This window comes from Arthrobacter sp. ov407 (genome assembly GCF_900102895.1).
In the GTDB taxonomy this organism is placed as follows: Bacteria; Actinomycetota; Actinomycetes; order Actinomycetales; family Micrococcaceae; genus Arthrobacter.
Genome location: NZ_FNGD01000006.1, coordinates 212507 through 235041 on the forward strand (window position 1 = coordinate 212507; position 22535 = coordinate 235041).

Annotated in this window: 20 protein-coding genes; 4 read left to right on the forward strand and 16 right to left on the reverse strand. The window is 67.9% G+C overall.

Annotated features, from left to right (window positions below; all coding sequences use genetic code 11):
- Positions 1-21 precede the first annotated feature (21 nt).
- The 4 genes from BLS42_RS09855 to pucL all read right to left on the reverse strand — a co-directional run bounded on the left by BLS42_RS09855 (position 22) and on the right by pucL (position 4796).
- A complete protein-coding gene (locus tag BLS42_RS09855) occupies positions 22-834 on the reverse strand; it encodes a bifunctional allantoicase/(S)-ureidoglycine aminohydrolase (RefSeq protein WP_090580182.1) in 813 nt (270 codons plus the stop codon).
- Positions 831-2117 (reverse strand): DUF6986 family protein, encoded by a 1287-nt coding sequence (locus tag BLS42_RS09860; protein WP_090580184.1) that lies wholly within the window; start codon positions 2115-2117, stop codon positions 831-833. Before BLS42_RS09860 ends, BLS42_RS09855 begins: the two co-directional genes overlap by 4 nt.
- A 77-nt stretch (positions 2118-2194) precedes the next feature.
- A complete protein-coding gene (gene aceB, locus BLS42_RS09865; RefSeq protein ID WP_090580187.1) occupies positions 2195-3793 on the reverse strand; it encodes a malate synthase A in 1599 nt (532 codons plus the stop codon).
- Between the two features lie 94 nt (positions 3794-3887).
- On the reverse strand, positions 3888-4796 hold the full coding sequence (pucL, locus tag BLS42_RS09870) for a factor-independent urate hydroxylase (RefSeq protein WP_090580191.1): 909 nt from the start codon (positions 4794-4796) through the stop codon (positions 3888-3890).
- 405 nt (positions 4797-5201) lie between these two features.
- Here pucL and BLS42_RS09875 point away from each other — a divergent pair, with 405 nt between their 5' ends.
- The 3 genes from BLS42_RS09875 to BLS42_RS09885 are packed head-to-tail and all read left to right on the forward strand — an operon-like array spanning position 5202 to position 9629.
- A complete protein-coding gene (locus BLS42_RS09875) occupies positions 5202-5696 on the forward strand; it encodes a nucleoside deaminase (RefSeq protein WP_090580194.1) in 495 nt (164 codons plus the stop codon).
- A 40-nt stretch (positions 5697-5736) separates the two neighbouring features.
- A complete protein-coding gene (locus BLS42_RS09880) occupies positions 5737-6759 on the forward strand; it encodes an FAD binding domain-containing protein (protein WP_090580197.1) in 1023 nt (340 codons plus the stop codon).
- Between the two features lie 2 nt (positions 6760-6761).
- On the forward strand, positions 6762-9629 hold the full coding sequence (locus BLS42_RS09885) for a molybdopterin-dependent oxidoreductase (RefSeq protein WP_090580200.1): 2868 nt from the start codon (positions 6762-6764) through the stop codon (positions 9627-9629).
- A 22-nt stretch (positions 9630-9651) separates the two neighbouring features.
- Here the strand turns inward: BLS42_RS09885 and BLS42_RS09890 are convergent, their stop codons facing one another.
- Positions 9652-10176: a DUF488 domain-containing protein gene (locus BLS42_RS09890; RefSeq protein WP_090580203.1), complete on the reverse strand. Its 525-nt coding sequence runs from the start codon at positions 10174-10176 to the stop codon at positions 9652-9654.
- 95 nt (positions 10177-10271) lie between these two features.
- Here BLS42_RS09890 and BLS42_RS09895 point away from each other — a divergent pair, with 95 nt between their 5' ends.
- Complete coding sequence (locus BLS42_RS09895) at positions 10272-10907, forward strand: uracil-DNA glycosylase (protein WP_090580206.1); 636 nt, start codon at positions 10272-10274, stop codon at positions 10905-10907.
- A 10-nt stretch (positions 10908-10917) separates the two neighbouring features.
- Here the strand turns inward: BLS42_RS09895 and nboR are convergent, their stop codons facing one another.
- The 11 genes from nboR to BLS42_RS09950 form a co-directional block, all read right to left on the reverse strand.
- Entirely contained in the window at positions 10918-11526 is a 609-nt protein-coding gene (nboR, locus tag BLS42_RS09900) for a nicotine blue oxidoreductase (RefSeq protein WP_090580209.1), read from the reverse strand.
- Positions 11527-11532: 6 nt separating this feature from the next.
- Positions 11533-11874, reverse strand: coding sequence for a hydroxyisourate hydrolase (gene uraH / locus BLS42_RS09905; protein WP_090580212.1), 342 nt, complete (start codon positions 11872-11874; stop codon positions 11533-11535).
- Positions 11871-12368, reverse strand: a complete 498-nt coding sequence (uraD, locus tag BLS42_RS09910) for a 2-oxo-4-hydroxy-4-carboxy-5-ureidoimidazoline decarboxylase (protein WP_090580215.1) — start codon at positions 12366-12368, stop codon at positions 11871-11873. The genes uraH and uraD overlap by 4 nt, the downstream gene beginning before the upstream one ends.
- Positions 12369-12412: 44 nt before the next feature.
- Complete coding sequence (locus BLS42_RS09915) at positions 12413-13249, reverse strand: alpha/beta fold hydrolase (protein WP_090580218.1); 837 nt, start codon at positions 13247-13249, stop codon at positions 12413-12415.
- Between the two features lie 84 nt (positions 13250-13333).
- Positions 13334-14422 (reverse strand): phosphotransferase, encoded by a 1089-nt coding sequence (locus tag BLS42_RS09920; protein ID WP_090580221.1) that lies wholly within the window; start codon positions 14420-14422, stop codon positions 13334-13336.
- Between the two features lie 106 nt (positions 14423-14528).
- Complete coding sequence (locus tag BLS42_RS09925; protein ID WP_256336375.1) at positions 14529-16415, reverse strand: ABC transporter ATP-binding protein; 1887 nt, start codon at positions 16413-16415, stop codon at positions 14529-14531.
- Complete coding sequence (locus BLS42_RS09930) at positions 16412-17587, reverse strand: glycosyltransferase family 4 protein (RefSeq protein ID WP_090580224.1); 1176 nt, start codon at positions 17585-17587, stop codon at positions 16412-16414. The genes BLS42_RS09925 and BLS42_RS09930 overlap by 4 nt, the downstream gene beginning before the upstream one ends.
- On the reverse strand, positions 17584-18804 hold the full coding sequence (locus BLS42_RS09935) for a glycosyltransferase (RefSeq protein WP_090580227.1): 1221 nt from the start codon (positions 18802-18804) through the stop codon (positions 17584-17586). Before BLS42_RS09935 ends, BLS42_RS09930 begins: the two co-directional genes overlap by 4 nt.
- On the reverse strand, positions 18791-20053 hold the full coding sequence (locus tag BLS42_RS09940; RefSeq protein ID WP_090580230.1) for a glycosyltransferase family protein: 1263 nt from the start codon (positions 20051-20053) through the stop codon (positions 18791-18793). The genes BLS42_RS09935 and BLS42_RS09940 overlap by 14 nt, the downstream gene beginning before the upstream one ends.
- Before the next feature lie 220 nt (positions 20054-20273).
- Positions 20274-21815: a sensor histidine kinase gene (locus tag BLS42_RS09945; RefSeq protein ID WP_090580235.1), complete on the reverse strand. Its 1542-nt coding sequence runs from the start codon at positions 21813-21815 to the stop codon at positions 20274-20276.
- 54 nt (positions 21816-21869) lie between these two features.
- Positions 21870-22535, reverse strand: coding sequence for a response regulator transcription factor (locus tag BLS42_RS09950; protein WP_090580238.1), 666 nt, complete (start codon positions 22533-22535; stop codon positions 21870-21872).

The following is a 22535-nucleotide window of genomic DNA, read 5'->3' on the forward strand; positions in this document are numbered from 1 at the left end:
GCTCCACTGCGTGGACCGGTTTCAGGTCAGGCGGATCTGGCGGTTGACGTCCTTGTACAGCAGGTACCGGAAGTTGCCCGGACCGCCGGCATAGCAGGCCTGGGGGCAGAAGGCACGCAGCCACATGAAGTCCCCGGCCTCCACCTCCACCCAGTCGTCATTGAGCCGGTAGACGGCTTTGCCTTCCAGGACGAAGAGCCCGTGTTCCATGACGTGGGTTTCGGCGAAGGGGATGGAGGCGCCGGGCTTGAGGGTGACGATGTTGACGTGCATGTCGTGGGCGAGGTCCTCCGGGTCCACGAAGCGGGTGGTGGCCCAGGCGCCGCCGGTGTCGGGCATGGCCCGCGGTTCGACGTCCTGGTCGCGGGTCACAAAAGACTTCGCCGTGAAGCCGTCCAGCGGCTCGTAAGCCTTCCGGATCCACTGGAAGCTGGCGATCTCCCCGGACACGTTCGCCACGGACCATTGGGCCCCCGCGGCGAGATAGGCGTAGCCGCCCTCTCCCAGTTGGTGGGTTTCCCCCTCCAGGGTCAGCGCGAGGGCGCCCTTGGTCAGGAAGACGACGCCTTCGACGCCGGCCTCCGGCTCGGGCTTTACCGCCCCGCCGCCCGGTCCCACCTCGACGATCAGCTGCGAGAACGTCGTGGCGAAACCGGCGATGGGCCGGGCAATGATCCAGGAGCGGGTGTTGGTCCAGCCGGGCAGCTTGCTCGTGACGATGTCCCGGAGCACGCCCTTCGGAATGACGGTGTAGGCCTCCTTGACCACGGCCCGGTCGGAGAGGAGCTGGGTCTGCGGCGGAAGCCCGCCCTCAGGGTAGAAGTAGTTGCTCATGGGTGCGTTCCTTTTGCTGAGGGGGTGCAGGTGTTGGCCAACCGGGGATGGGCCAGCACAGTGAGTCGGGGGAGCCCGACGCCGGCCAGCGCCAGGACTTCTTCGGCGCCGACGGCGCCGCACTGGACGCCGCGCAGCACGAAGCCCGCCAGGGCGCGGGCCGTGGCGGGCTCGTCCAGAACGCCGCCGGCGGTTTGTTCCACGTAATTGCGGAGCCGGGCAGCGGCGGCGGGGAGCCCCTGCCGGTAGAAGGCATAGGTCGCGGCGAACCGGCTGGGCAGCTGGGCCGGGTGGAGGTCCCAGCCCTGGTAGTAGCCGCGTTCCAGCGACCGGCGGACCAGCCGGCCGTGGAGCTGCCAGGCCTGCTCCACGTTCTCGCCCACCGGGAGGATGTTGGTGGAGCCGTCGGAGAGCCGGATCCCGGTGCCGGCCACGGCCAGCTGCATGACTTCCTTGGCAAAGTCCGCCACGGGATGTTCCATGGACTGGTATTCGGCGGAGATCTGCAGCGATGCCGAGTAGTCGTAGGTGCCGTAGTGCAGCCCGCTGATCCGGCCGGGCACCGCGTGCGGCAGGCGCGCCACCGGCGAGGTTCCGTCCGGCCCCAGGATGAGCTGCGGCGTTTCCACCTGCACCTCAAAGCGGAGCTGGCCCGCGGGGAGCAAGTGGACTTCCTCCAGGCGGGACACGGCGAAGGCCATGGCCTCCACCTGCGCCACCGTGCTGACCTTGGGCAGGGTGAGGATGAGCCCGTCCGGGAGTTCGCCGGCCGCGGCCAGCTGCGACACGAAGAGATCGAGGGTCCGCAGGCCCCGGGCGCGGGTGGCGGCCTCGAAGCACTTGAAGCGGATCCCGATGAACGGCGGCGCGGTGCCGTCGGCGACGGCGGCGGCCACGGCGGATGCCGCGGCGACAGCGGCGGCGTCCTCGGCGTCGTCGCCCCGGTCCCCGAACCCGTCCTCAAAGTCCAGGCGGAGGTCCTCGATCGGCTCGCGCGACAGCTTGGCCCGGACGCGCGGCGCGACGGCGGCGGCCAGTTCGGGGTCCTGGCCGAGCAGGGTGCCGAGCCGTTCCAGCCCGCCGTGGGCATCGACCGCGGCCAGGGCCTGGGCGCCCCAGTCGGCGGTGAACTCCGGGCTGAAGCGGTCGGCCGGAACGTAGACGGTGTGCACCGGCTGGCGGGAGCCGTCATCGCCCGGGTAGGTGCGCTCCAGCAGCCGGTCGGTGTCGGCGAGCTGCGCATCGATCCGGGCGAGGTCGGCCCCGGAGAGGGCCGGCGTCACCGGACCCCCCTCCGTGGATGGCTCGGTGGATGGCTCCGTGGATGCGGCCTGGCACTGACGGGGGTCGCTGCCATGCCTCAGCCCACCAGCTCGTACGCCGGCGTGGTGAGGAAGTCCGTGTAGTCCTCGGACAGGCAGATTTCGCCGATGAGCTTGCTGGCGGGCAGGTAGTGCTTCGCGAAAGCGTCCTCGCCCACCTCGCCCCGGAGTTTTTCGGTTTCCTCGGCCAGGATCCCGGACACCAGCTCGCGGGTGACGGTCCGGCCGGTGTCGGCGAGCACCGAGTGGTTGCGGATCTGCTGCCAGACCTGGGACCGCGAGATTTCCGCCGTCGCGGCGTCCTCCATCAGGTTGTGGATGGCGACGGCGCCGTTGCCCGAAATCCACACCGCTGTGTAGGCGACGGCGACGTAGAGGTTCAGGCGCAGACCTGCCTCGGTGACCGTGCCCTGGGCGGAGGCGATGTCCAGGAGCTGGTCGGCGGTGACCGAGACTTCCGGGCGCTGCCTGTCCAGCTGGTTCGGCCGCGTTCCCAGAACGGCGTCGAAGACGTCGTGGCAGACCGGCACCAGGTCCGGGTGGGCCACCCAGGAACCGTCAAAGCCGTCGTTCGCCTCGCGGGTCTTGTCCGCGCGCACTTTCTCGAAGGCCTGGGCGGTCACGTCGGGTTCGCGGCGGTTGGGAATGACGGCCGCCATGCCGCCCATGGCGAAGGCGCCGCGGTGGTGGCAGGTCTTGACCAGCAGTTCGGTGTAGGCACGCATGAAGGGCGCGGTCATGGCCACGGTGGCGCGGTCCGGCAGGACAAAGCGCGAGCCGGCGTCGCGGAAGTACTTGATGATGCTGAACAGGTAGTCCCAGCGGCCGGCGTTCAGGCCGGAGGCGTGGTCGCGGAGTTCGTAGAGGATCTCGTCCATTTCGAACGCTGCGGGGATGGTCTCGATCAGGACGGTGGCGCGGACGGTGCCTTGCGGAATGCCGAGGTAGTCCTGCGCGAAGACGAAGATCTCGTTCCACAGCCGGGCCTCGAGGTGGCTCTCCATTTTGGGCAGGTAATAGTACGGGCCATGGCCGTTCTCCAGCAGCTGCCTGGCGGTGTGGAAGAAGTGCAGGCCGAAGTCCACCAGGGCGCCCACGGTGTGTTCGCCGTCGATCAGCAGGTGCCGTTCGCCCATGTGCCAGCCGCGCGGGCGGGCCACAACCACGGCCAGCGGCGCATCGGTCCGGAGCGTATATTCCTTACCTTCGGGCGAGGTGTATTTCAGGGTGCCCGCCGCGGCGTCGCGGAGGTTGAGGATCGATTCGACCACGTTGGACCAGGTGGGGGTGCTGGCGTCCTCGAGGTCCGCGAGCCACACCTTCGCGCCGGAGTTCAGGGCGTTGATGGCCATTTTGGCCGGGGCAGCCGGCCCGGTCATTTCGACCCGGCGGTCCTGCAGGGCCGCGGGCGCCGGAGCCACGCTCCAGTCGGCGTCGCGGATCGCCTGGGTCTCCGGCAGGAAGTCCAGGCGGCCGGTCAGGGCCACGTGCTCGCGCTTGAGGGCGCGGGCCTTGAGCAGAGCGGCGCGGGTTCCGGCAAAACGGAGGTGAAGTTCCTCGATGAAGGCGAGAGCCTCCGGGGTCAGGATTTCCCCGGCCCGGTCGACGGGTTGGGGATCGGTGACGCTGAGAGTCATTTCTGGACCTTTCCTGGGCCGCTCACACTTCTCTTTGGCCGCTCACACTACTCCTAGGCACCGCCGGCGGCTGCGGTCCCCGCGATGCTTGGCGTTAGCAGAAGCCGGCGATCCCGTGCCAGGCGATTTCTGCGGGGCTGGTGTCTTCACGCTGGACCGTGGCCTCAATCAGGCCGTAGGGGCGGTCGGCGGCAAAGAAGACCTCGTTGGGGTTGTCCAGGCCAAAGGGCGAGAGGTCAACGAGGAAGTGGTGCTTGTTGGGCATGGAGAACTTGATCTCGTCGATCTCGGGGTGGACTTCCAGGACCTTGGCGCCCATGTCGAAGAGGGTCTGCTGCAGGGCGTGGGAGTACTTTTCGGTGAAAGCCTCCAGCAGCAGGGCCTTCACGTCCTCGTAGCTTTTGTTGAAGTCGAAGGTGCCGAAGTCGGTGCTGGTCCTGAAACGCCAGCGGGCCGATACGTCCGTGGCGAGGATGCGGTCGGCCGTTTCCGGGAGGGTGGTGTACTTGTCCCGCGGGAAGCCGCTGAACCCGGACTGGGTCGACTTCAGCACGGTGAGGTCCTTCAGCCCGGCGATGAGGTGCTCGGTACCGCCGTCGCGGACAAGGACAGCGGTGCGGACTTCCTGGCCGTTGCGGACGAAGGAGTGGTGGTGCCCGGCGCCGTGGGCCTGGATCCGGTCCCATTTGTAGGACTCGGCCGCCCAGCGGCCACCCGTGACCCAGTCGAAGTTCGAGGTGAAGTGCTTGCCGAGCCGCAGCAGGAAGGCTTCCGGGGAACCGATGCCGTTCCGGGCCAGGGCGTAGATCGTGTTCTTTTGGGTGTCCGTGGCCACCACGTGGCTGTTGTCGCCTTTGAGGTGGGCCGCCGCGAAGTCCCCGCGCAGCTGCGAGGTGACGTTCAGGTCTTCGATCTCATGGCGGCGGGTATCCCTGGTGATCTTGACGACCCGGACTTCGGCTTTTCCGTACTGATTGTGGCCGAGGACGATCTTGTTGCTCATGGTCTGATTCCCAACTCCAGGTATGTGGCATCAAAGTCCCACATAGAAATTAAGCGCTTGTTTCCCGTGCGTTTCTTGTTCCGCCGGTCCACAAAAAAGAGCCGACATCAGTTGATGCCAGCTCATTACGACCCTGCCTGCTGCTCCCAGGTTACGTGACCTGGGCCACGAATTGGGACTAAGCGTAGCCCGGTCCCGGCGGGGTGTACATCACTTTTCAGAAAATCGAGTGCGACCGGACGTCCCGGTGCTACTCTCGAACTTGCCAACGGCGGGCAGCCCGGTCCCGGGAAGCTATCTACCAGGCGCAACCTTCAAGGCACATGCTGAAGACTGGTCACCGTCGCATCCGGCCCTTGCGTACCCGTCACGGTGTACCGGCTTCCGCAGGTAGGGAGTGGCAGCATGACTACAACCGATACGGCCCAGAAGTTCCTGGCGAGATCCATCGAGTTGGCCATGGCCAACGTCCTGAACAGCGGCGGCCCGTTCGGCGCTGTGGTGGTCACTGCGGACGGGCAAGCGTTCGAAGGCGTCAACCGCGTCACCGCCACCAACGATCCCACGGCGCACGCCGAAGTCACGGCCATCCGGCGGGCCTGCAGCGAACTTGGCACCTTCGATCTCAGCGGAGCCACGCTCTACTGCAGCTGCGAGCCGTGCCCCATGTGCCTGGCGTCCGCGCTGTGGGCGCGGGTGTCGCGCGTGGTGTTCGCCGCGGACCGGCACGATGCCGCGTCCGCGGGGTTCGATGACGCCGTCTTCTACGAATACTTCGAAAACGATCAGCGCGACGCGCTCATGCCGGTGGGCAGGCTGGAACTGACAGACCCGCAAGCCCCCGCGGCCCTGGATCCCTTCAACGCCTGGAACTCGCTCGAGTCCAGGACCGACTACTAGCGCCGGGGACCGCGGCCATTTTGGAACCCCAGGAGGCCCCATGGACCTGAACACCATCGAGGCCGTGGTCCGCACCGCGGATCCGGCGCAGTGGCGCCAAGGCGACGCCTGGCTCGCGGGGGGAACCGTGCTTTTCTCCTCCGGGGGTCCCGGCTCCGGACAGGAACCGCTCCGGCGCCTCCTGGACCTCGGCTCCACCGACTGGGCACCCCTGGCGGTCTCGGCGGCCGGCATCGAGCTGGCGGCCACCTGCACCATCGCGCAACTGTATGCATTCCCCGACTCGGACGCCGGCCGGGGACTGGGGGGGAACTGGCCCGGCGTGGAGCTCGTCCGCCCCTGCTGCGAGTCCTTTGTGGCCTCCTTCAAGGTCTGGACCATGTCCACGGTGGGCGGCAACCTGTGCACCTCCCTGCCAGCCGGGCCCATGATCTCGCTCTGCGCGGCGCTCGACGGCACGGCCACCATTTTGGGCCCCGGTGGCGCCCGCCGCACGCTCCCCGTGCTGGAGTTCGTCACGGGCGACGGGACGAACTGCCTCGCTCCCGGCGAGCTCCTGCGCAGCGTGAGCCTGCCGGCGGCGGCCCTGTCCTCCCGGGTGGCCTTCCGCCGGCTGTCGCTGAGCAACCTGGGCAGGTCCGCGGTGCTGCTGATCGGAAGGCTCGACGCCGGCGGCGCCCTCGTCCTGACCGTCACCGCAGCCACCAAACGCCCCGTGCAGCTGCGCCTGAAGCCCTCCGCGGCGGCGCTCGCCGACGCCCTCACTGATGCCCTCTCCGAGGCCCTCTCCGAGGCCCTGGATGCCGCCATCCCCGATGAGCTGTACCACGACGACGTCCACGGCCTGCCCGCCTGGCGCAAGGACATGACATACCGGCTGGCCCATGAAATCCAGGCCGAACTCACCCCCCCGGCAGGCCGTGACCCGTTACGCGTATCCGGTGACTTCTGGCCGCCGCGGGGCAGGCCCCTGAACGCTGGGCCCTTGAACGCTGGGCCCTTGAACGCTGGGCCCCTGCGCACAGAGTCCCCGAGCGCCGGGTCCCGGACGGAAGGGGCCTGAGCATGTCCATCGAGATCAACGGCGTCCCGGCGCAGGCCGAACCCCGGCCCGGCCAGTGCCTGCGGACCTTCCTTCGCGAACAGGGGAACCTGGGCGTCAAGAAGGGCTGCGACGCCGGCGACTGCGGCGCGTGCACGGTGCATGTGGACGGAGTGCCGGTGCACAGCTGCATTTATCCCGCCGTCCGCGCCGAGGGCCGCGCCGTCACCACGGTGGAAGGATTGGCTGCCACCTGTGCCGCCGGCGGACCTGATGACCCCGACGGCGCCGCCCTCCATCCGATGCAGCAGCAGTTCCTGGACCGGCAGGGCTTCCAATGCGGTTTTTGCACGGCCGGCATGGTGATGACGGCCGCGACCTTCGATGACGGGCAGAAGGCGGACCTGCCGCGGAACCTCAAGGGCAACCTGTGCCGGTGCACCGGGTACACGGCCATCGAGGACGCCGTCTGCGGGAGGGGAAGCCACCCGGACATGCCCGGTGCCGACACCTCCGGCACGGGCCCTTCTGATACAGACAAGGCAACCGCCGGGCACGGCCGGCCGGAGCCGCGGCCCGGACAGCTGGGGGACGACGTTCCCGCACCCGCCGGCCTCGCCATCGTCACGGGGCAGGCCCGCTACACCCTGGACGTCCCGGCCGACGAACTGCCCGGGCTGCTGCACGTGAAGCTGCTGCGCTCCCCGCATGCCCACGCCCGGATCCGCTCCATCGACACGGCGGCCGCGCTGGCGACTCCCGGCGTCGCGGCGGTCTTCACCCACGAGGACTCCCCGGCGCAGCTGTTTTCGACCGCGCAGCACGAGCTCTACACCGACGACCCGGACGATACCCGCGTGTTCGACGACGTCGTGCGGTTCATCGGCCAGCGGGTCGCCGCCGTAGTCGCCGGCACGGTCGCGGCGGCGGAGGCAGGCGTGCGGGCCCTGAAGGTCGACTACGAGGTACTGGACGCCGTCCTCACCCCGGAGAACGCCATGCTCCCCGGGGCCCCCGCCCTCCACGGGGACAAGGACGCAGCTACGGCCCGCATCAGCCGGCCGGACCGGAACGTCGTGGCGGAACTGCATTCAGAGCTCGGCGATATGTCGGCCGGTTTCGCCGCGGCGGACTTCATCCACGAACACACATATCGGACTCAACGGGTGCAGCACATGGCGCTCGAAACCCATGCCTCGATCGCCTCCTTCGGCAGCGACGGGCGGCTGCTGATCCGCACGTCCAGCCAGGTCCCGTTCCTGGTGCGGCGGACTCTGGGCCGGGTATTCGGCCTGCCGGAAGAGCAGATCCGGGTGGTGGCGGGACGGGTGGGCGGCGGTTTTGGCGGCAAACAAGAGGTGCTCACCGAGGACGTCGTGGCGCTGGCCGCACTGAAGCTCCACCGCCCCGTGCAGCTTGAATTCACCCGGACCGAACAGTTCACCGCCGCCACCACCAAGCATCCCTTCACCATCCATCTCAAGGCCGGCGCCAGCCGCGACGGCATGCTGACCGCACTCCAGCTGGAGGTGCTGACCAACACGGGCGCCTACGGCAACCACGCGGTCGGGGTCATGTTCCACGGCTGCGGCGAGTCGCTGGCGGTGTACAAGTGCGCCAACAAGAAGGTGGACGCCCACGCCGTGTACACCAACACCGTGCCGTCCGGTGCCTTCCGCGGCTATGGATTGAGCCAGATGATCTTCGCGATCGAATCCGGCATCGACGAGCTCGCGACAGGCATCGGCATGGACCCCCTGGAGTTCCGCCGCCGGAACATGGTCCGGGAAGGCGACGACATGCTTTCCGTCCGCGACGAGCCCCAAGAGGACGTCCGCTACGGCAGCTACGGCCTGGACCAGTGCACAAAGCTGGTGGAGGATGCCCTGGCCCGCGGACTGGAACGCTACCGGGCCGTCGGCCTCGACAGCCTGGGCCCGGACTGGGTGGTCGGGGAGGGGACTGCCCTGTCCATGATCGACACAGTCCCGCCACGCGGCCACTTTGCCCACTCCAGGCTCCGGCTCCTGCCCGACGGGACGTACGCCGCCGACGTCGGGACGGCAGAATTCGGCAACGGCACCACCACCGTCCACGCGCAACTCGCGGCCACTGCGCTGTCCACCTCTGCCGCCCGCGTCACCGTGCGGCAGTCCGACACCGATCTCGTGGAGCACGATTCCGGTGCGTTCGGATCCGCCGGCACCGTAGTGGCGGGCAAAGCGACGCTGGCCGCCGCAGAGGGCCTCGCGCTCCGCATCCGGGCCTTCGCCGCCGGCATCCGCCGGGTGCAGTCCTCCGGCTGCGTGCTGGACGAGGATGCCGTGGTCTGCGAGGGAACCCGGGTGCCCCTGACGGAAATTTACGGCGCCGCGGAGCAGGCCGGCGTCGACCTCGCCGCGGAGGGGCGTTGGGGCGGGACACCGCGTTCAGTGGCGTTCAATGTCCAGGGCTTTCGGGTGGCCGTGAACACCGGGACCGGGGAGTTGCGGATCCTGCAGAGCGTGCAGGCGGCCGATGCCGGCGTGGTGGTCAATCCGCGCCAGTGCCGCGGACAGATCGAAGGCGGGATCGCGCAGGCCCTCGGCTCTGCGCTGTACGAGGAGGTCAAAGTGGACGACGCCGGTCGCGTCACCACCGACGTCCTGCGGCAGTACCACGTCCCCTCCTTCGCCGACGTGCCGCGCAGCGAGGTGTACTTCGCCGACACCAGCGACAAGCTGGGCCCGCTGGGCGCGAAGTCCATGAGCGAGAGTCCGTTCAATCCGGTGGCGCCGGCGCTCGCGAACGCCATCCGGAACGCGACCGGCGTGAGGTTCTCCCAGCTGCCCATCTCCCGGGACAAGATCTATCTGGGCCTGAAGGAAGCAGGGCTGGTCCCCTCACGTTGAGAGTCTCAATCATCGCCCGACGTTAGGCCGCCGGGTACCACACCCGCTTTCCGTCAACGCGCGCGAAGGAAGTCAGAGTGTGGGGTTTGGCGGACTTTTCCGTCATGATGTCCAGCACCCCGATATTCCGGACCAAGAGCGCGTCACCGATCAGCGAGCGGTGGCAGCGCCAGGGGACGGCTTCCGCGCACATGATTGCGGAATCGTTGGTCCGCCCGCGTTCTAGCAGTTGGTCGACGGCCGTGGAGAATTCTTCGGTCTGCATGTAGTCCGCGTATCCCCGGAACGACGCGTTTCGCCAGGCGCCGTTGGGGCTGTCCTTTCGGGCGTGCCGCAGGCCGCCGAGGGATTCCATTCGCCGGTAGGTGATTCCGCTGGCCCGCACGCTCGCCGCCAGCGCGTCCCCGTTGAACTGTGGATTGTGGCGCGACTTCGGGACAGTGCGCACGTCGATCAGCTTCGTGACGCCGTGGGCCTGCAGGATGCCGATGAATTCGCCGATGGGATGAGTGGAGTGCCCCACCGTGAAGATGGTCATGTCCGTCATGCCCCCATGCTAAGGCGGCAGGGACGCCTGTGTCGGGGGTGGAGCGGCCCGGATAGTCTGGGGGACCTACGGGCTGCCAACGAAAAGGGCACGGAATGACTTCATCCTCCATCGATGGCTTTGTTGACCGTCTCGCGGCCGTGGCAACAGGGCCGGGGTGCAACAACTTCTTCGATTTTGCCGTTGCCGCCAATGCCCTGCGCCGCCGAAACCTGGAGCTCTATCTGCAGGAAATGCTGGACCGGCGCCCGGACGTGCTGCTGCTGGGCGAAGCACCGGGATTCCGGGGCATGAGGATCACGGGTATTCCCTTCACCAACCGCACAATGTTCGAAGGCCCCGCCAACGGGTTCGGGCTGTTTGGGCCGGGGAAGGGCTACGTGCTGCCGGCGGATGCTGCGGGAATCGCGGCGGAGCCGACGGCCACGGTGATGTGGGAAGTGCTGGCCGAGCTGGACTTCCTTCCGTTGCTCTGGAGCGCCTGCCCGTGGCATACCCATGTGCCCGGGCGGCCGCTGTCCAACCGCACGCCGAGGGCCTCCGAGGCTGCGCTGGGAACTCCGTTTTGGCAGGCATTGATCGAAGCGTTTGCCATCGAAACCGTGGTGGCCGTGGGCAATGTGGCGCACCGCAGCCTGCAGCGGAGCGGCCTGGACGTGCCAAAAATCAGGCATCCGGCCCATGGAGGCCGGTCCGGTTTCAAGCGCGGGCTGCAGGAGCTTTTGCCCTAATCGAGGGGCATTAATCAAGGAGGTGCAGCTGTTCCGGGGAGTCGAGGTCCTGGCCGCCGGAGAGGTCGCTGCAGTCCACCAGATCAACCAGGTCCGGGTGGGTCTGCAGGAAGACGCGTGCTCCGGCGTCGCCCGTTGCAGTTTCCGCGGCTTCAGCGCGAAGTAAGGCATCGAGCAGCAGCGGGTGTCCCCGCTGCAGCTTCCCCTCCACATCGAAGTAGGCGGCGGCCGTCACCCGGCCGGGCCGGTGGGACGCCAGCAGCCGGGCCACGGTCTCGGTGGTCAGCCCTGGCTGGTCCACCAGCGCGATGAGCACATGGTCCGCTGGGGGCGCCGCGGCAACGCCGGCCCGGAACGAACTGCCCATCCCGGTGTCCCAGACAGGGTTGTCGATGACCCGGTGCCGGCTGAGGTCGGTGGCGGCGCGGACCGTTGCCGCATCAGCGCCGAGCACCGTCACCACTTCCCGGCAGCCGCCCGCGAGCAGCACGTCAGCGATCACTTCGACCAGCGTGCGGCCACGGAAGGGGAGCAACGCCTTGGGCCCGAGCCCCAGCCGCGTCCCGGCTCCGGCGGCCAGCAGCACCGCCGTAGTGCCCGGTGCGCGGCTATCACCCATCTGCCACTAGCTGCCCCGGTAGGTGGAGTAGGCGAAGGGGCTGAGCAGCAGGGGGACGTGGTAGTGGGGCTGCGTTTGGGAGACAGCGAAGACCAGCGTGACTTGGGGAAAGAAGGTCTCGGTCCCGGCGGCGGCGTAATAGGTTCCGGTGTCGAAGCCCAGCCGGTACGTGCCGGAGCCCAGGCTGTCGGGGCCGAGCGATGTGACGCGCCCGTCGTCATCCGTGGCGCCGGCCGCGATCCTGACCCAGCGTTCGCCGTCGAGCATGTCCAAAGTGACGGCGACGCCCGCGGCGGGTTTGCCGGAGCCGGTGTCCAGGACGTGCGTAGTGATGTGGGAAGTGCTCATGCGCTGATCAGTCCTTCGAGTCGGAGTACCGCGATTTCGCGCAGCTGCTGGCCGATGACTTCTAGTTCGTCTTCGGGAGTGTGGGCGAGCCTGGTGTTGATGGCGGCGAGGATCTCCTCCCGGCTGCGGCCGGCCGCCCGGATCAGGAAGACCTGGCCGAATTTCTGTTCATAGTTCCGGTTCCCCTCGGAGATGGCCGCGGCGACGGCCGGATCCGGGGCGCCAAGAGTTGCCTGCTCCGAACGGGAGAGCCGGGCCTCCGTGCTGTTTCCTGCGGGCCGTTCGCCGATGCGGGGATGGTGGGCCAGGGCGGTCTCCACTTCCGCGTCCGTGAAGGGTTCCGCCGCGCGGCGGGCGGCGTCGAGGAGGCTTCCGGTGCTGCCGAAGGGTCGGGAATCGACGATCTCCTCAATCCACCGGCCAATGTCCAGGCAGGGACGCAGGGCGGTGACGGCCTCCGTGCGCCCGGCAGCGTTAAAGTCTTCCAACAGCATGTGTCAGATCCTTTGTATCAAGGCAGGATTCGCGTCCGTCCCGGCTAGCTCGCCAGGAACCGCAGCAGAACCTCGTTGACCTCCGCGGCGTGGGTCCACAGCATGCCGTGCGGGGCGCCGTCGATCTCCACGTACTCGGCACTCGGCAGCGCCTTGGCGAACTGGCGTCCGGTGACGTCGATCGGCAGGATGTTGTCCGCCGTGCCGTGCGCAATGAGGGCCGGGACATCGATCTTGGGGATGTCGGCACGGAAGTCCGTGAGCCAGGTGGGCTGCGCCGCCGCCGACGCCGTGGCCCCGCCACTGGTGGCGAGGTTCCACCCGGCGTTCATGACCTCCTGGCTGAGCCGTGGGGTGCCGAGGAAGGTTTCGCTGTTGTAGAAATTCTTGAAGAATTCAGTGAAGAAGGCGTACCGGTCCGCCGTCACAGCCTCCATCAGCCCGTCGAACACTGACTGCGGAACCCCGCCCGGGTTGTCCTCGGCCTGCAGGACGTACGGCTCAAGCGAGCTCAGGAAAACGGCCTTAGCCACCCGGGCCGAGCCGTAGGTTCCGAGGTACCGGCCCACCTCGCCGGTGCCCATCGAGAAGCCCACCAGCACGGCGTCGTTCAGGTCCAAGGCCGTCAGGACGCTGTTCAGGTCCGCCGCGAAGGTGTCGTAGTCGTAGCCCTCGGTGGGCTTGCTGGACCGCCCGAAGCCGCGGCGGTCGTAGGTGATGACGCGGTAGCCTGCGCCGAGCAGCGCCGTTGTCTGCTTTTCCCAGGACGAGCCGTCCAGCGGGTAGCCATGGATAAGGACCACGGCCTGTCCGGCTCCGTGGTCCTCGTAGTAGAGCTCAACGTCTGTGCTGTTTTCGGTTCCAACCTTGATGTAAGCCATGCCAGCGGTCCTCCCGGTGTCGTGCAGTGCCCTGCGGTGCAGTGCGCTGTGGTTCGGTGTGGGGTGGTTCGATATGGAGTGCAGTCAGTACGTGGGGCCTACTCTAGTGTGCGCGGCACGTTCGTCGAGCACAGCCAGGGCCATCCTCGAGCGCCTCGGCAGGGGGGAACAGGCCAGCCGCAGCCAGGCGCCGTCGGAATAAGCATGGAACCGGTCCGGGCTGACGTGCAGCTCTTCCGCGGCGGCCAGGACCCGGGTGTGGGCCGCCATGTACCGTTCCAGCGACGTGCGGGTGTGGCGGGCATGCAGTTCCAGATGAACGTCCAGGTTGGCCAGATCCAGGGCGGCCTCGGCCTGGGCGGTGTCGTCGAAATCCAGCAGGCCCAGCGGCGAGGAGCCGCCGGCGGTCAGGATTTGCTTGTCATGAAGGTCGCCGTGCGCCCAGACCAGTGGATCCGGTGCCGTCCGGAGCAGGTTCTGCGCCACTTCGTCGGCCCGGGCACTCAGAGCGGCTCCGTGCGCTGCAGCTTCCGGGACGCCATTGTAGTGCCGCAGCCACCGCTTCACCCACCGCCGCAGATCGGCGACCTCCACCTCCGGGGAATGGACGGGGAGGGCGGCCAGGGCTGCGTGCCCGGCGGAGCTGCCCACCTGGGCGGTCCAGGCGAGCTGCCATTGCTCCCAGAGCCGGTCGAGCCCTGCATCGCTGAGACCCGCGTGGTCGTCGGCCAAATCCCCGAGCGTCCGGCCGGGAACGGCGCTGAAGACGATGACGTCCTCAGAGTTCCGCAGCACCCTGGGCGCCGTGAAGGTCTCGGGGTCCAGGAGAAGTTCGGTTTGTGCGCAGCGTTCGGCGGGCACAATCGCACCGCCCGGCAGGAAGACCTTGATGTAGCCGGCCGCCGCCCGGATGACGGCGCGCATGTGCGGCCGGTAGGACACCAGTTCCCCGTGCCGAGCCTCCGCCCGCAGGGACGGCAGCGCCGGATCGTCCGCGGGCAACAGCTCGAACACTCCGGCACGCAACACGCCTCCACGGACGCCGGCCTGCCCCGCCGCAACGACCTCCAGGACGTAGTCGCCGACCGTGCTGTCCGGCCACGCCCGGTGGATCTGCCAGGTTTGCCCGGAAGAGTCGACGGCGGACGGCGGGACCGGCGAGCGCCAGCTCATGCGATCAACTCCAAGGCTCGGCGGATAGGCCAGTCCGGCGGGTCCAGGAAGCGCTCTGCCGCGTGCAGGCATTGTCCCTGCAGCCGTTGTCCCTGCGGGGCAGCGCTCATTTCGGCACCTTGAACAGTTCACCCGGTTCTGCGGTCTGCTGCCGGTGGACCCAGCCGGCAAAGCGGGAGTCCGGATCCGCCAGCAATGACTGCGGCGGCCCATCTTCGAGGATTTCGCCGTCTTCGAGCCAGATCACCCGGTCGCACGATTGGGCCGAGTTGACGTCGTGGGTAATCGTGATGGAGGTCCGGCCCTCGGTGAGTGTGTCCAGGGCGCTGAGGACCGAATCGCGGGATGCCGGATCAAGCCCGGCCGTCGCCTCGTCCAGGATCACGATGGGGGCCTTGCGGAGCATGGCGCGGGCGACGGCGAGCCGTTGACGCTGGCCCCCGGAAAGATCGTTGGCCGCCTCGCCGAGGACGGTTTCGTAGCCCTCGGGCAGTGCACGGATGAAACCGTCGGCCTGGGCAAGGGCAGCCACGGCTTCGATCTCCTCATCCGTGGCATCGAGGCGGCCGAACCTGATGTTCTCCCGGACCGAGGTTCCGAACAGCACAGAGTCCTGGAGCAGGATTGAGACATGGGCACGCACGGAAGCGATCGTCAGGGCCCGCAGGTCCTCCCCTCCGAGGCTGACACTCCCCTCCCAGGGGTCCACCATCCGAAGGATCATGGACGCAAGCGTGGACTTCCCGGCCCCGGAGGGCCCCAGCACGGCGCAGTGCTGACCCGCCGGTATGGTCAGGGTGACCCCCTTGAGTACCGCGGCTCCGTCGAAGTGCCCGGCCCTGACGTGGTCGAACACGATGTCCGGGTGCGGGCTCTTGAGGGCGACCGCGTGCGGTGCCTCGGGCACGTCACTTTGGGCCTCAAGCAGATCTGCCACCCGTTCTCCGGAGGCCGTCGCGCGGGCGATGCGGCTCGTGTACCTGGCCACATCCTTGAGCGGCCTCAGCCCGGTTTTCAGGTAAAACAGGAAAACGACCAGATCTCCGGGGGTCATGGCATGTTGCATCACCCTCCATCCACCGGCAGCCAGGACCACCCCCGTCGCGATTCCCGTCAGGACGTCGGTTTTCCGTTGCAGGCTGGCAGACAGCCGCAGCGTGACCACCCCTGAGCCAAGTGCTGCCTGGTTGCTCTTGCGGAAACCCGAGCTGATGGTGTCCTCGAGTCCATACGCCTGGACTTCGCGCATTGCCCCCAGCGTCTGCGCGGCAGTGGTGGCCAGGGCGCTTTCGCCCTTGCGTGACTTGCGGGCCGCGGTGGTAATCGATCCCGAGCTCTTGCGGGACAACAAGACGAAGATCCCGATGGACAGGAACGTCACCAGCGCGATCAAAGGATCGAGCCAGAGCATGATGATCATCATTAGGATCAGGGACACGATGTTGCCGATGAGCGGGAGCCCCGCCGTGATGGCCACATCCTGCAGCCGGGACACGTCTCCGACTAGCCGCTGGACCGTATCGCCGGTGGAGGCGCGGCTGTGGTGGCGCATCGACAGGCCTTGGAGGTGGCGGAAGGTGCGGGCGCGCAATTCGGAGGAAACGCGGGTACCCACGAGGGCAAACGAGATCGCGGACACGTAGCTTGCCACGGCCCGGATCAGGCTGATGACAATCACCGCGCCGGCGCAGAGAAGCAACACGTCGGCGCTTGCCTCAACGCTGAGCGGGGACCGGCGCAGATTGGCGCCGAGTGAGTGTGAGACGGAGTCGAGGACGATCTTCACCGGCCACGGCTCAAGAAGCCGGAAGAGGATTTCCACGGCCATGGCAATGAATCCCCAGGTGATGAGCAGCCTGTGCCCGCGCAGATGCGGGCGGATGCACCTCAACGTCCGCCGCAACGGTGTGGGTTCGGCCGGTGCGTTGGTGCCGATCCTTCGCCACAGTGTTCGCCAGCTACGGGGGTGCGAATGCCTGGCAGCGGTGGTCATTGCGTTGCCAGCCTGCGTGCAGGCGGCAGGGCCCCCGTGATCCGGGACAGCACACCGCTCCAGCTGAATCTCTGCACGGCGTCGCTGCGGGCCTCAAGCCCGAGCCTCTCCCGCAGGTTCGGGTCGTCGCCGAGCCGGATGAGGGCATTCGCGAGTGCGGCCGGCTCCCCGGGCGGAACGAGGATTCCGGTGCGGCCGTCCTGGATGATGGACGGGATCTGGCCCACGGCGCTCGCGATCACGGGCAGCGCGGCCGCCATGTACTCAAAGACCTTCAGCGGCGAGAAGTAATCGTCCTGGCCGGGGGCGTCCGGGGGATAGGGGGCGGCGGCGGCGTCGAATTCTGCCAGGAGCCCGGGCACGGCTGCCGGCGGAACGGCGCCGGTGAACACCGTCGGCACGCCGAGAGACTCGGCGAGGCGTTCGAGATCCTCCCGGCCGGGGCCGTCACCCACCACCTGGACCTGCCAGCGCAGGCTCGGGTCAACGGTCTGTTGGTTGGCAAGGGCCACACCGTGCAGCAGAGCGGGGACACCGTGCCAGGGCTTCAAGGTTCCGACAAACCCGACCGTGAGGTGGTCCGGATTCCGGCGGCCGGGCCGGCGGGCAGGGATCCGCTCGACGTTCACGCCGTTCGGTGCCAGCACGGTCCTGGCGGTCGGCACCCGGCCCCGCACCCAGCGCACCACGGGATCCGAGACGCAGGCCACGACGTCGGCCGTTGCGGCGTTGCGACGGAACACCGTCTCAGCCTTCTTCACATCCAGCAACTGACGGTACCGCTGCTGCTCCTCGATGAGCGGAGCATTGACCTCAAGCACCGACGGCACGTCCAGGATGCGGGCCACCACGGACAGTGCCGGGCTGAACAGCGAATAGCGCTCGTAGAACAGCCCGCAGCCGTTGCGCAGGACCTCGTCCGCCAAGCCCAGCGCGGCGTCCTGGACCGCCCGCTCCCGCGCGGGAGCGGGGACGGATTCCGGCTTGACTTCGACGACGTCGAGATCGGCAAGATCGCTGGGCCGCTCGGTGCCGAGCCGGGTGCAGTAAACCGTGACGGCGGCGCCGGTCCCGCGCCACGCCCGGACGATTTCCTGGACGTGCACCGAGGAGCCCTTGGTGCCGAAAACAGGCACGCCGGGGTCGGCGCAGAGGTAGGCCACGCGTGTCATGCGACTCTCCTTTCCGAACGGGAGAGGGACCTCAGGAGCTCGGCCTGGCGGTGGACGTCGTAGTCCTCCTCGATCACGGCGCGGGCATTGCGGGATATGGCAAGCCGGTCTGTGACGGGGGAGACGAGCGAACGGATGCCGCGGGCCAGGGCGTGCGGGTTACCCGGCCGGACCAGGATCCCGGTGGAGCCGTTCCGGACCACCTCGGGGATCCCGGTGACGGACGTGCTGACGCAGGGGACGCCGGTGGCCATGGCCTCAAGCAGGACCGTGGGCATGCCGTCCGCGTTGCCGTCGGCGCCGATCACGCAGGGCGCCACGAAGATGTCGGCGGATTGGAGCAGTTCGTGGACCTGGTCCTGGGTCTGGGGGCCGAGGAGGCGGACGTACCCGCCGAGCCGGAGCTGATCGATGCTGGCCTCCAGCTCCTCCGCCATGATCCCGGTCCCGGCGATCCGGAGGTCCATTTTGATCCCTTGGTCCAGCAGTTCGGCGGCCGCGGGCAGCAGATGTTGGAAGCCTTTCTTCTCCACCAGGCGACCGATGCCGGCGATCCGCAGGGTAGGTCCGAGCGGGCGGGGCTCCCGGTAAGGGAAGCGCTCCAGCTCCAGGCCGTTGCGCACCAGGTGGAGCCGGGACGTCGAGCCCGGGAAGCGGCGGCGCAGGTAGCGCATGTTGTACTGGCTGATGGTGACGGCGTGGTGGGCCTGCTCGAGCTTGAGCCGCAGATCGTCGTCGCGGACCGATTCATGGAAGATATCCACCGCGTGGGCCGTAAACGAGAAGGGGATGCCGGTAATGAAGGACGCCAGCCGGGCGACCGTCGTGGCGCCCGAGGCGAAGTGGACGTGCATGTGCCGGATGTTCCGGCCCTGCAAGGCGGTGGCCAGGTTGATGGCCTGGACGGCTTCGTCCGCCGTGGCGGCGGCGAGTTCGGCGAAATTCAGGCCAAGGGCGGCCGTGAGCCCCGCCTCCTCGGCCAGCTGGAGGGACTCCCACAGGGCCACCGTCTTGATGGGGCGGTCAATGTAGGTCACCGGTGCCTGGACCCGGGCGAGCTCGGGGTGGAACCGGGCGTCGTTGGTGGGCAGGAGCGAGAAGATCTCGATCCGGTCCCCCGCCCTTTCGCGGGCCAGGATTTCCGCAACGATGAACGTTTCGGAGAATCGCGGATACATCTTGAGGACGTAGGCGGTCCCCGGTTCAGACGGCGACACGGCTGGCCCCTCCCTTCGCACGGGCGGCTCCGCGTCCGTTGGACCGGAACTGATCTGCACTGATCAGATCGGAATTGGCCTGTTCGGGACTGATCTGATCGGAATCGGCCTGTGGCTGCAGCAGCTCGGCGGCAAGCTGCGGAACCCGGACCAGCCCGTCGAGGACGGCGCGACGGCGGTCCACGGTGGTGCCGAGGCGGGCGGCCAGCCATCCGGCCAGGATCTCGGGGGTCAGCGTGCCGATGGCGTGTTGCTCCAGGTAACCCGCATCGGCCAGGGACTCCGCCCGGATCCGCTGCTCGGCGCGCGACTGAACGCGGGGCACAATCAGCGCGGGGACGGAGGTGCTCAAGATCTCGCACACCGTGTTGTAGCCGCCCATGGCGACGACGGCGCCGGCGTGCCGGATGTGGAACACGGTGTCCTCCACTGCGGAGACCACTTTGACGTTGGGGCGGGCCTGCTGCCGGAGGTCGTTGAACTGCTCGGCGGGCATCTGCGGTCCGGCGACCACCAGGTGTCCCAGCCCGTCCGGGACCGGCGCGGCGACGGCGATACTGGCCAGGGCATAGCCGTCCGAGCCTCCGCCGACCGTCGTCATGCAGTACGGGCCTGGCATGCAGCTGGTGCCGGAAACCGAAGGGCGCCCGTCGGCGAGGTAGCCCGTGTACCGGATGAGCTTTCGGAGGGCGAACGGTATTTCGCCGGCGGCCACGGGATCGTGGATGGCGGGATCGCCGTAGACCCAGATGGCATCGAACAGGGCCTTGACCACGCGGGGGCCGCCCACCTTGGCCCATTCGCTGAGGGCCGCGGCGGGCGAATCAAGGACCTCGCGGAGGCCCAGCACCACGCGCACGGGCCCGGCGGTGCGGGCGCGGCGCAAGGCTGTTTCGAGTTCGCCATGAACGCCCGTGGCGTGCCGGTCCACCACCACCAGATGGGGGGAGAACCCGGCCAGCGTTGCCTGCAGCAGCCTCGCCCGCAACGGCACGAGCTCATTCATAGGCAACGCCAGATTCCGGGCCAGGTAGCCCGCCGACCCCTTCGCCACGCCGGGAAGGAGCACCCAGTCCCACCCCTCGGGCAGCCTGAACGCCGGGGCCAAGGCTGTGCCGGTGATGAGGATTCCGGTGACAGGGCGGCCGATCAGCCCGGGAAGCTGATTGTTCAGCGCATGGGCCAGCGCCAAGTTCCGGCGTACATGTCCCAGGCCCACTGAATCATGTGAGTACAGCACGATCCGCATTGGCTCCACGGTAAATCCTCCCCCGGCCCCCGGTGTTCCCGGACACGGCTGCGATAGCAACAGTGGCCGGGGCCGGCGCTGTCTGATGATAGTCATCAGCCTGCTCCCCAAGAGTGAGGGCGGGATGAGGAGAAGATGAAGGATTTCTCAGCCAAGGCCCGCATTTGCGGATCGGCCGTTAATAAAGGGCAGGCAAGGTAATGCCAGCCGGCGGCCCAGTTCAGACGCGGACGCTGGTGGACTGCAGCGGGATCCGGATCAGGAACGTGGCCCCGTGTCCGTATTCGGATTCCACGGTGGCCACGCCCCCGTGGGCCTGGGCGATTGCGGAAACGATTGCGAGGCCCAGTCCCGAGCCTTGCATGCCGCGGCCCGTGTGCGCCCGGCCGAACCGTTCGAAGATCCGTTGCTGGTCTTGGGCAGCGATGCCTATCCCGTCATCGCGCACCCACAGCACGAGGGTGTCCTGCGTGGGCAGCGGGGTGCTGTCGTCCGCCGTCGGGCGCTCAATCCGGGAACCGAGCGCGATCGTGGAGGACTCCCCGGTGTATTTGACGGCGTTCGCGGCGAGCTGGACCAGGGCCTGGGTGAGGCGCTGCGGATCCGCCTCGACCACGTAGTCGGCCCGCTCATCGATCTGCCAGTGGCGGTCGGCCAGGACGTGCACTTTCTCCATGACCTGATCCAGGAGCTCCGGGATCCGGACGGGTTCCCGCCGGATGAAGCCGGGGTCGCCGGAGTTGGCGAGCAGCAGGAGGTCGTCCACCAGACGCTGCATCCGGTCCACCTCGTCCAGCAGCACGTCCCTGGTGGCAATGACATCGTCCGGATCATCGACCGTTACGAGTTCGAGGTGACCGCGGAGAATCGTCAGCGGGGTCCGCAGTTCATGGCCGGCGTCGTCCAGGAACTGCTGCTGCTGCTGGGCGCCCTCATCGAGCCTTTCCAGCATGGTGTTGAAGGTCTTGGCAAGCAGGGTGACGTCGTCCTCACCCTTGCGCACCTCCACCCGCTGCGTGAGGTCCTCCGGGCCTACCGCCCGGGAAGTCTCGCGCATACGCCGGAGCGGATCGAGCAACCGGCCGGCAACCACACTGCCGATCACCGCGGCCGCCAGGAGCATGCCGAGGGCCACCAGCGCATACGTCCGGACCGAACTGGTGTTGTGCTCGCGCTGGTCGCCGGCGTCCCGGCCCACCAGGAAAAATGTTCCGGGGACGCCCCTCATCGGCAGCACCACAGTCCTGAGCGGGCGGCCGTTCGAGTTCAGCTCGCCGAAGGACGCGCCCGCCGGATTCCTGAGCTGGGCGGCATCGGCGAACATGCTGTTGTCCAGGAGGTGGGCATCACCGTTGCCCTCAACGGTCCATGCCACGCGCCCGTCCACGATCCCGGCCATGACCTCGTTGTTGCGCGGCTCGATATCCTCCGCGGCCTCGTGAAGTGCACTGATGTACGTCCTGTTGGCATAGTCACCGGACGTTTTCTTCTTGGTCTGGACGAGCTTAACCACGGCGTTGGCCCTGTCCAGCAGCGTCTGGTCGATCCTGGCATCGGATTCCTGGAACTGGACCGCGAACGTGACCATCCCCGCGGTGACCACTCCGGCGAGCATCATGCCCAGCATGGCGGCCACCACCCGGAAACGCACCGAGTGGATCTTAGCGCCCCAGCCGGACGGGTCCTGGGTGTCCGCCGCAGGGGAGGCAGCCTCGGCTGCGGCTTGGCCGTCCCCGCTGGGATGTTCATCCAAGGTGGCCACTCGATTCCTTTCCTTTGACGATCAACTGGCCGTGCAGTGTTTCGCAGAGTTTGCCTAGCTGAGGCGGTACCCGGCGCCTCGGGTGGTGAGGATGCGGTCGGCGCCGAGTTTCATCCGCAATTGGCGCACGTACACGTCCACCACGTTGGACGTGCCGTCGAAGTCATAGCCCCAGACGTGGCTGAGCAGTTGCTGCCGGCTCAGGACCTGCCCGGGGTGGAGCAGGAACATTTCCACCAAGGCGAATTCGCGGGCGGAGAGCTCCACCATCCGGCCGTCGACGCTGACCGTGTGGGTGAGCAGGTTCAGCTCCAGTTGCCCGTAGCGCATCACGCTTCCCGCCAAAACATCGCCGGTGTCCCCCTTGCGTATCCGGGCCCGGATGCGGGCCACGAGTTCCTCAAAGTGGAACGGCTTGACGATGTAGTCGTCGGCGCCGCCCTCCAGCGCTGCGACGGTGTCGGTGGACGAACCACGGGCCGTGAGGACAATGACAGGGATGCCCACCTGGCTGCGGCGCAATGCCGCCAGGACGGCGTAGCCGTCCAGGCGGGGGAGGCCGATATCGAGAAGCAGGAGATCGAACTCGCCGCTTGATGCGTAGTCCACGGCTGTGACGCCGTCGCCGACCACGGTGGGCGCGAAGCCGGCGGCACGCAGGCCCTTTTCGATGAAGCGGGAGATGCGTTCTTCGTCTTCTGCGATGAGGATGCGGATCAA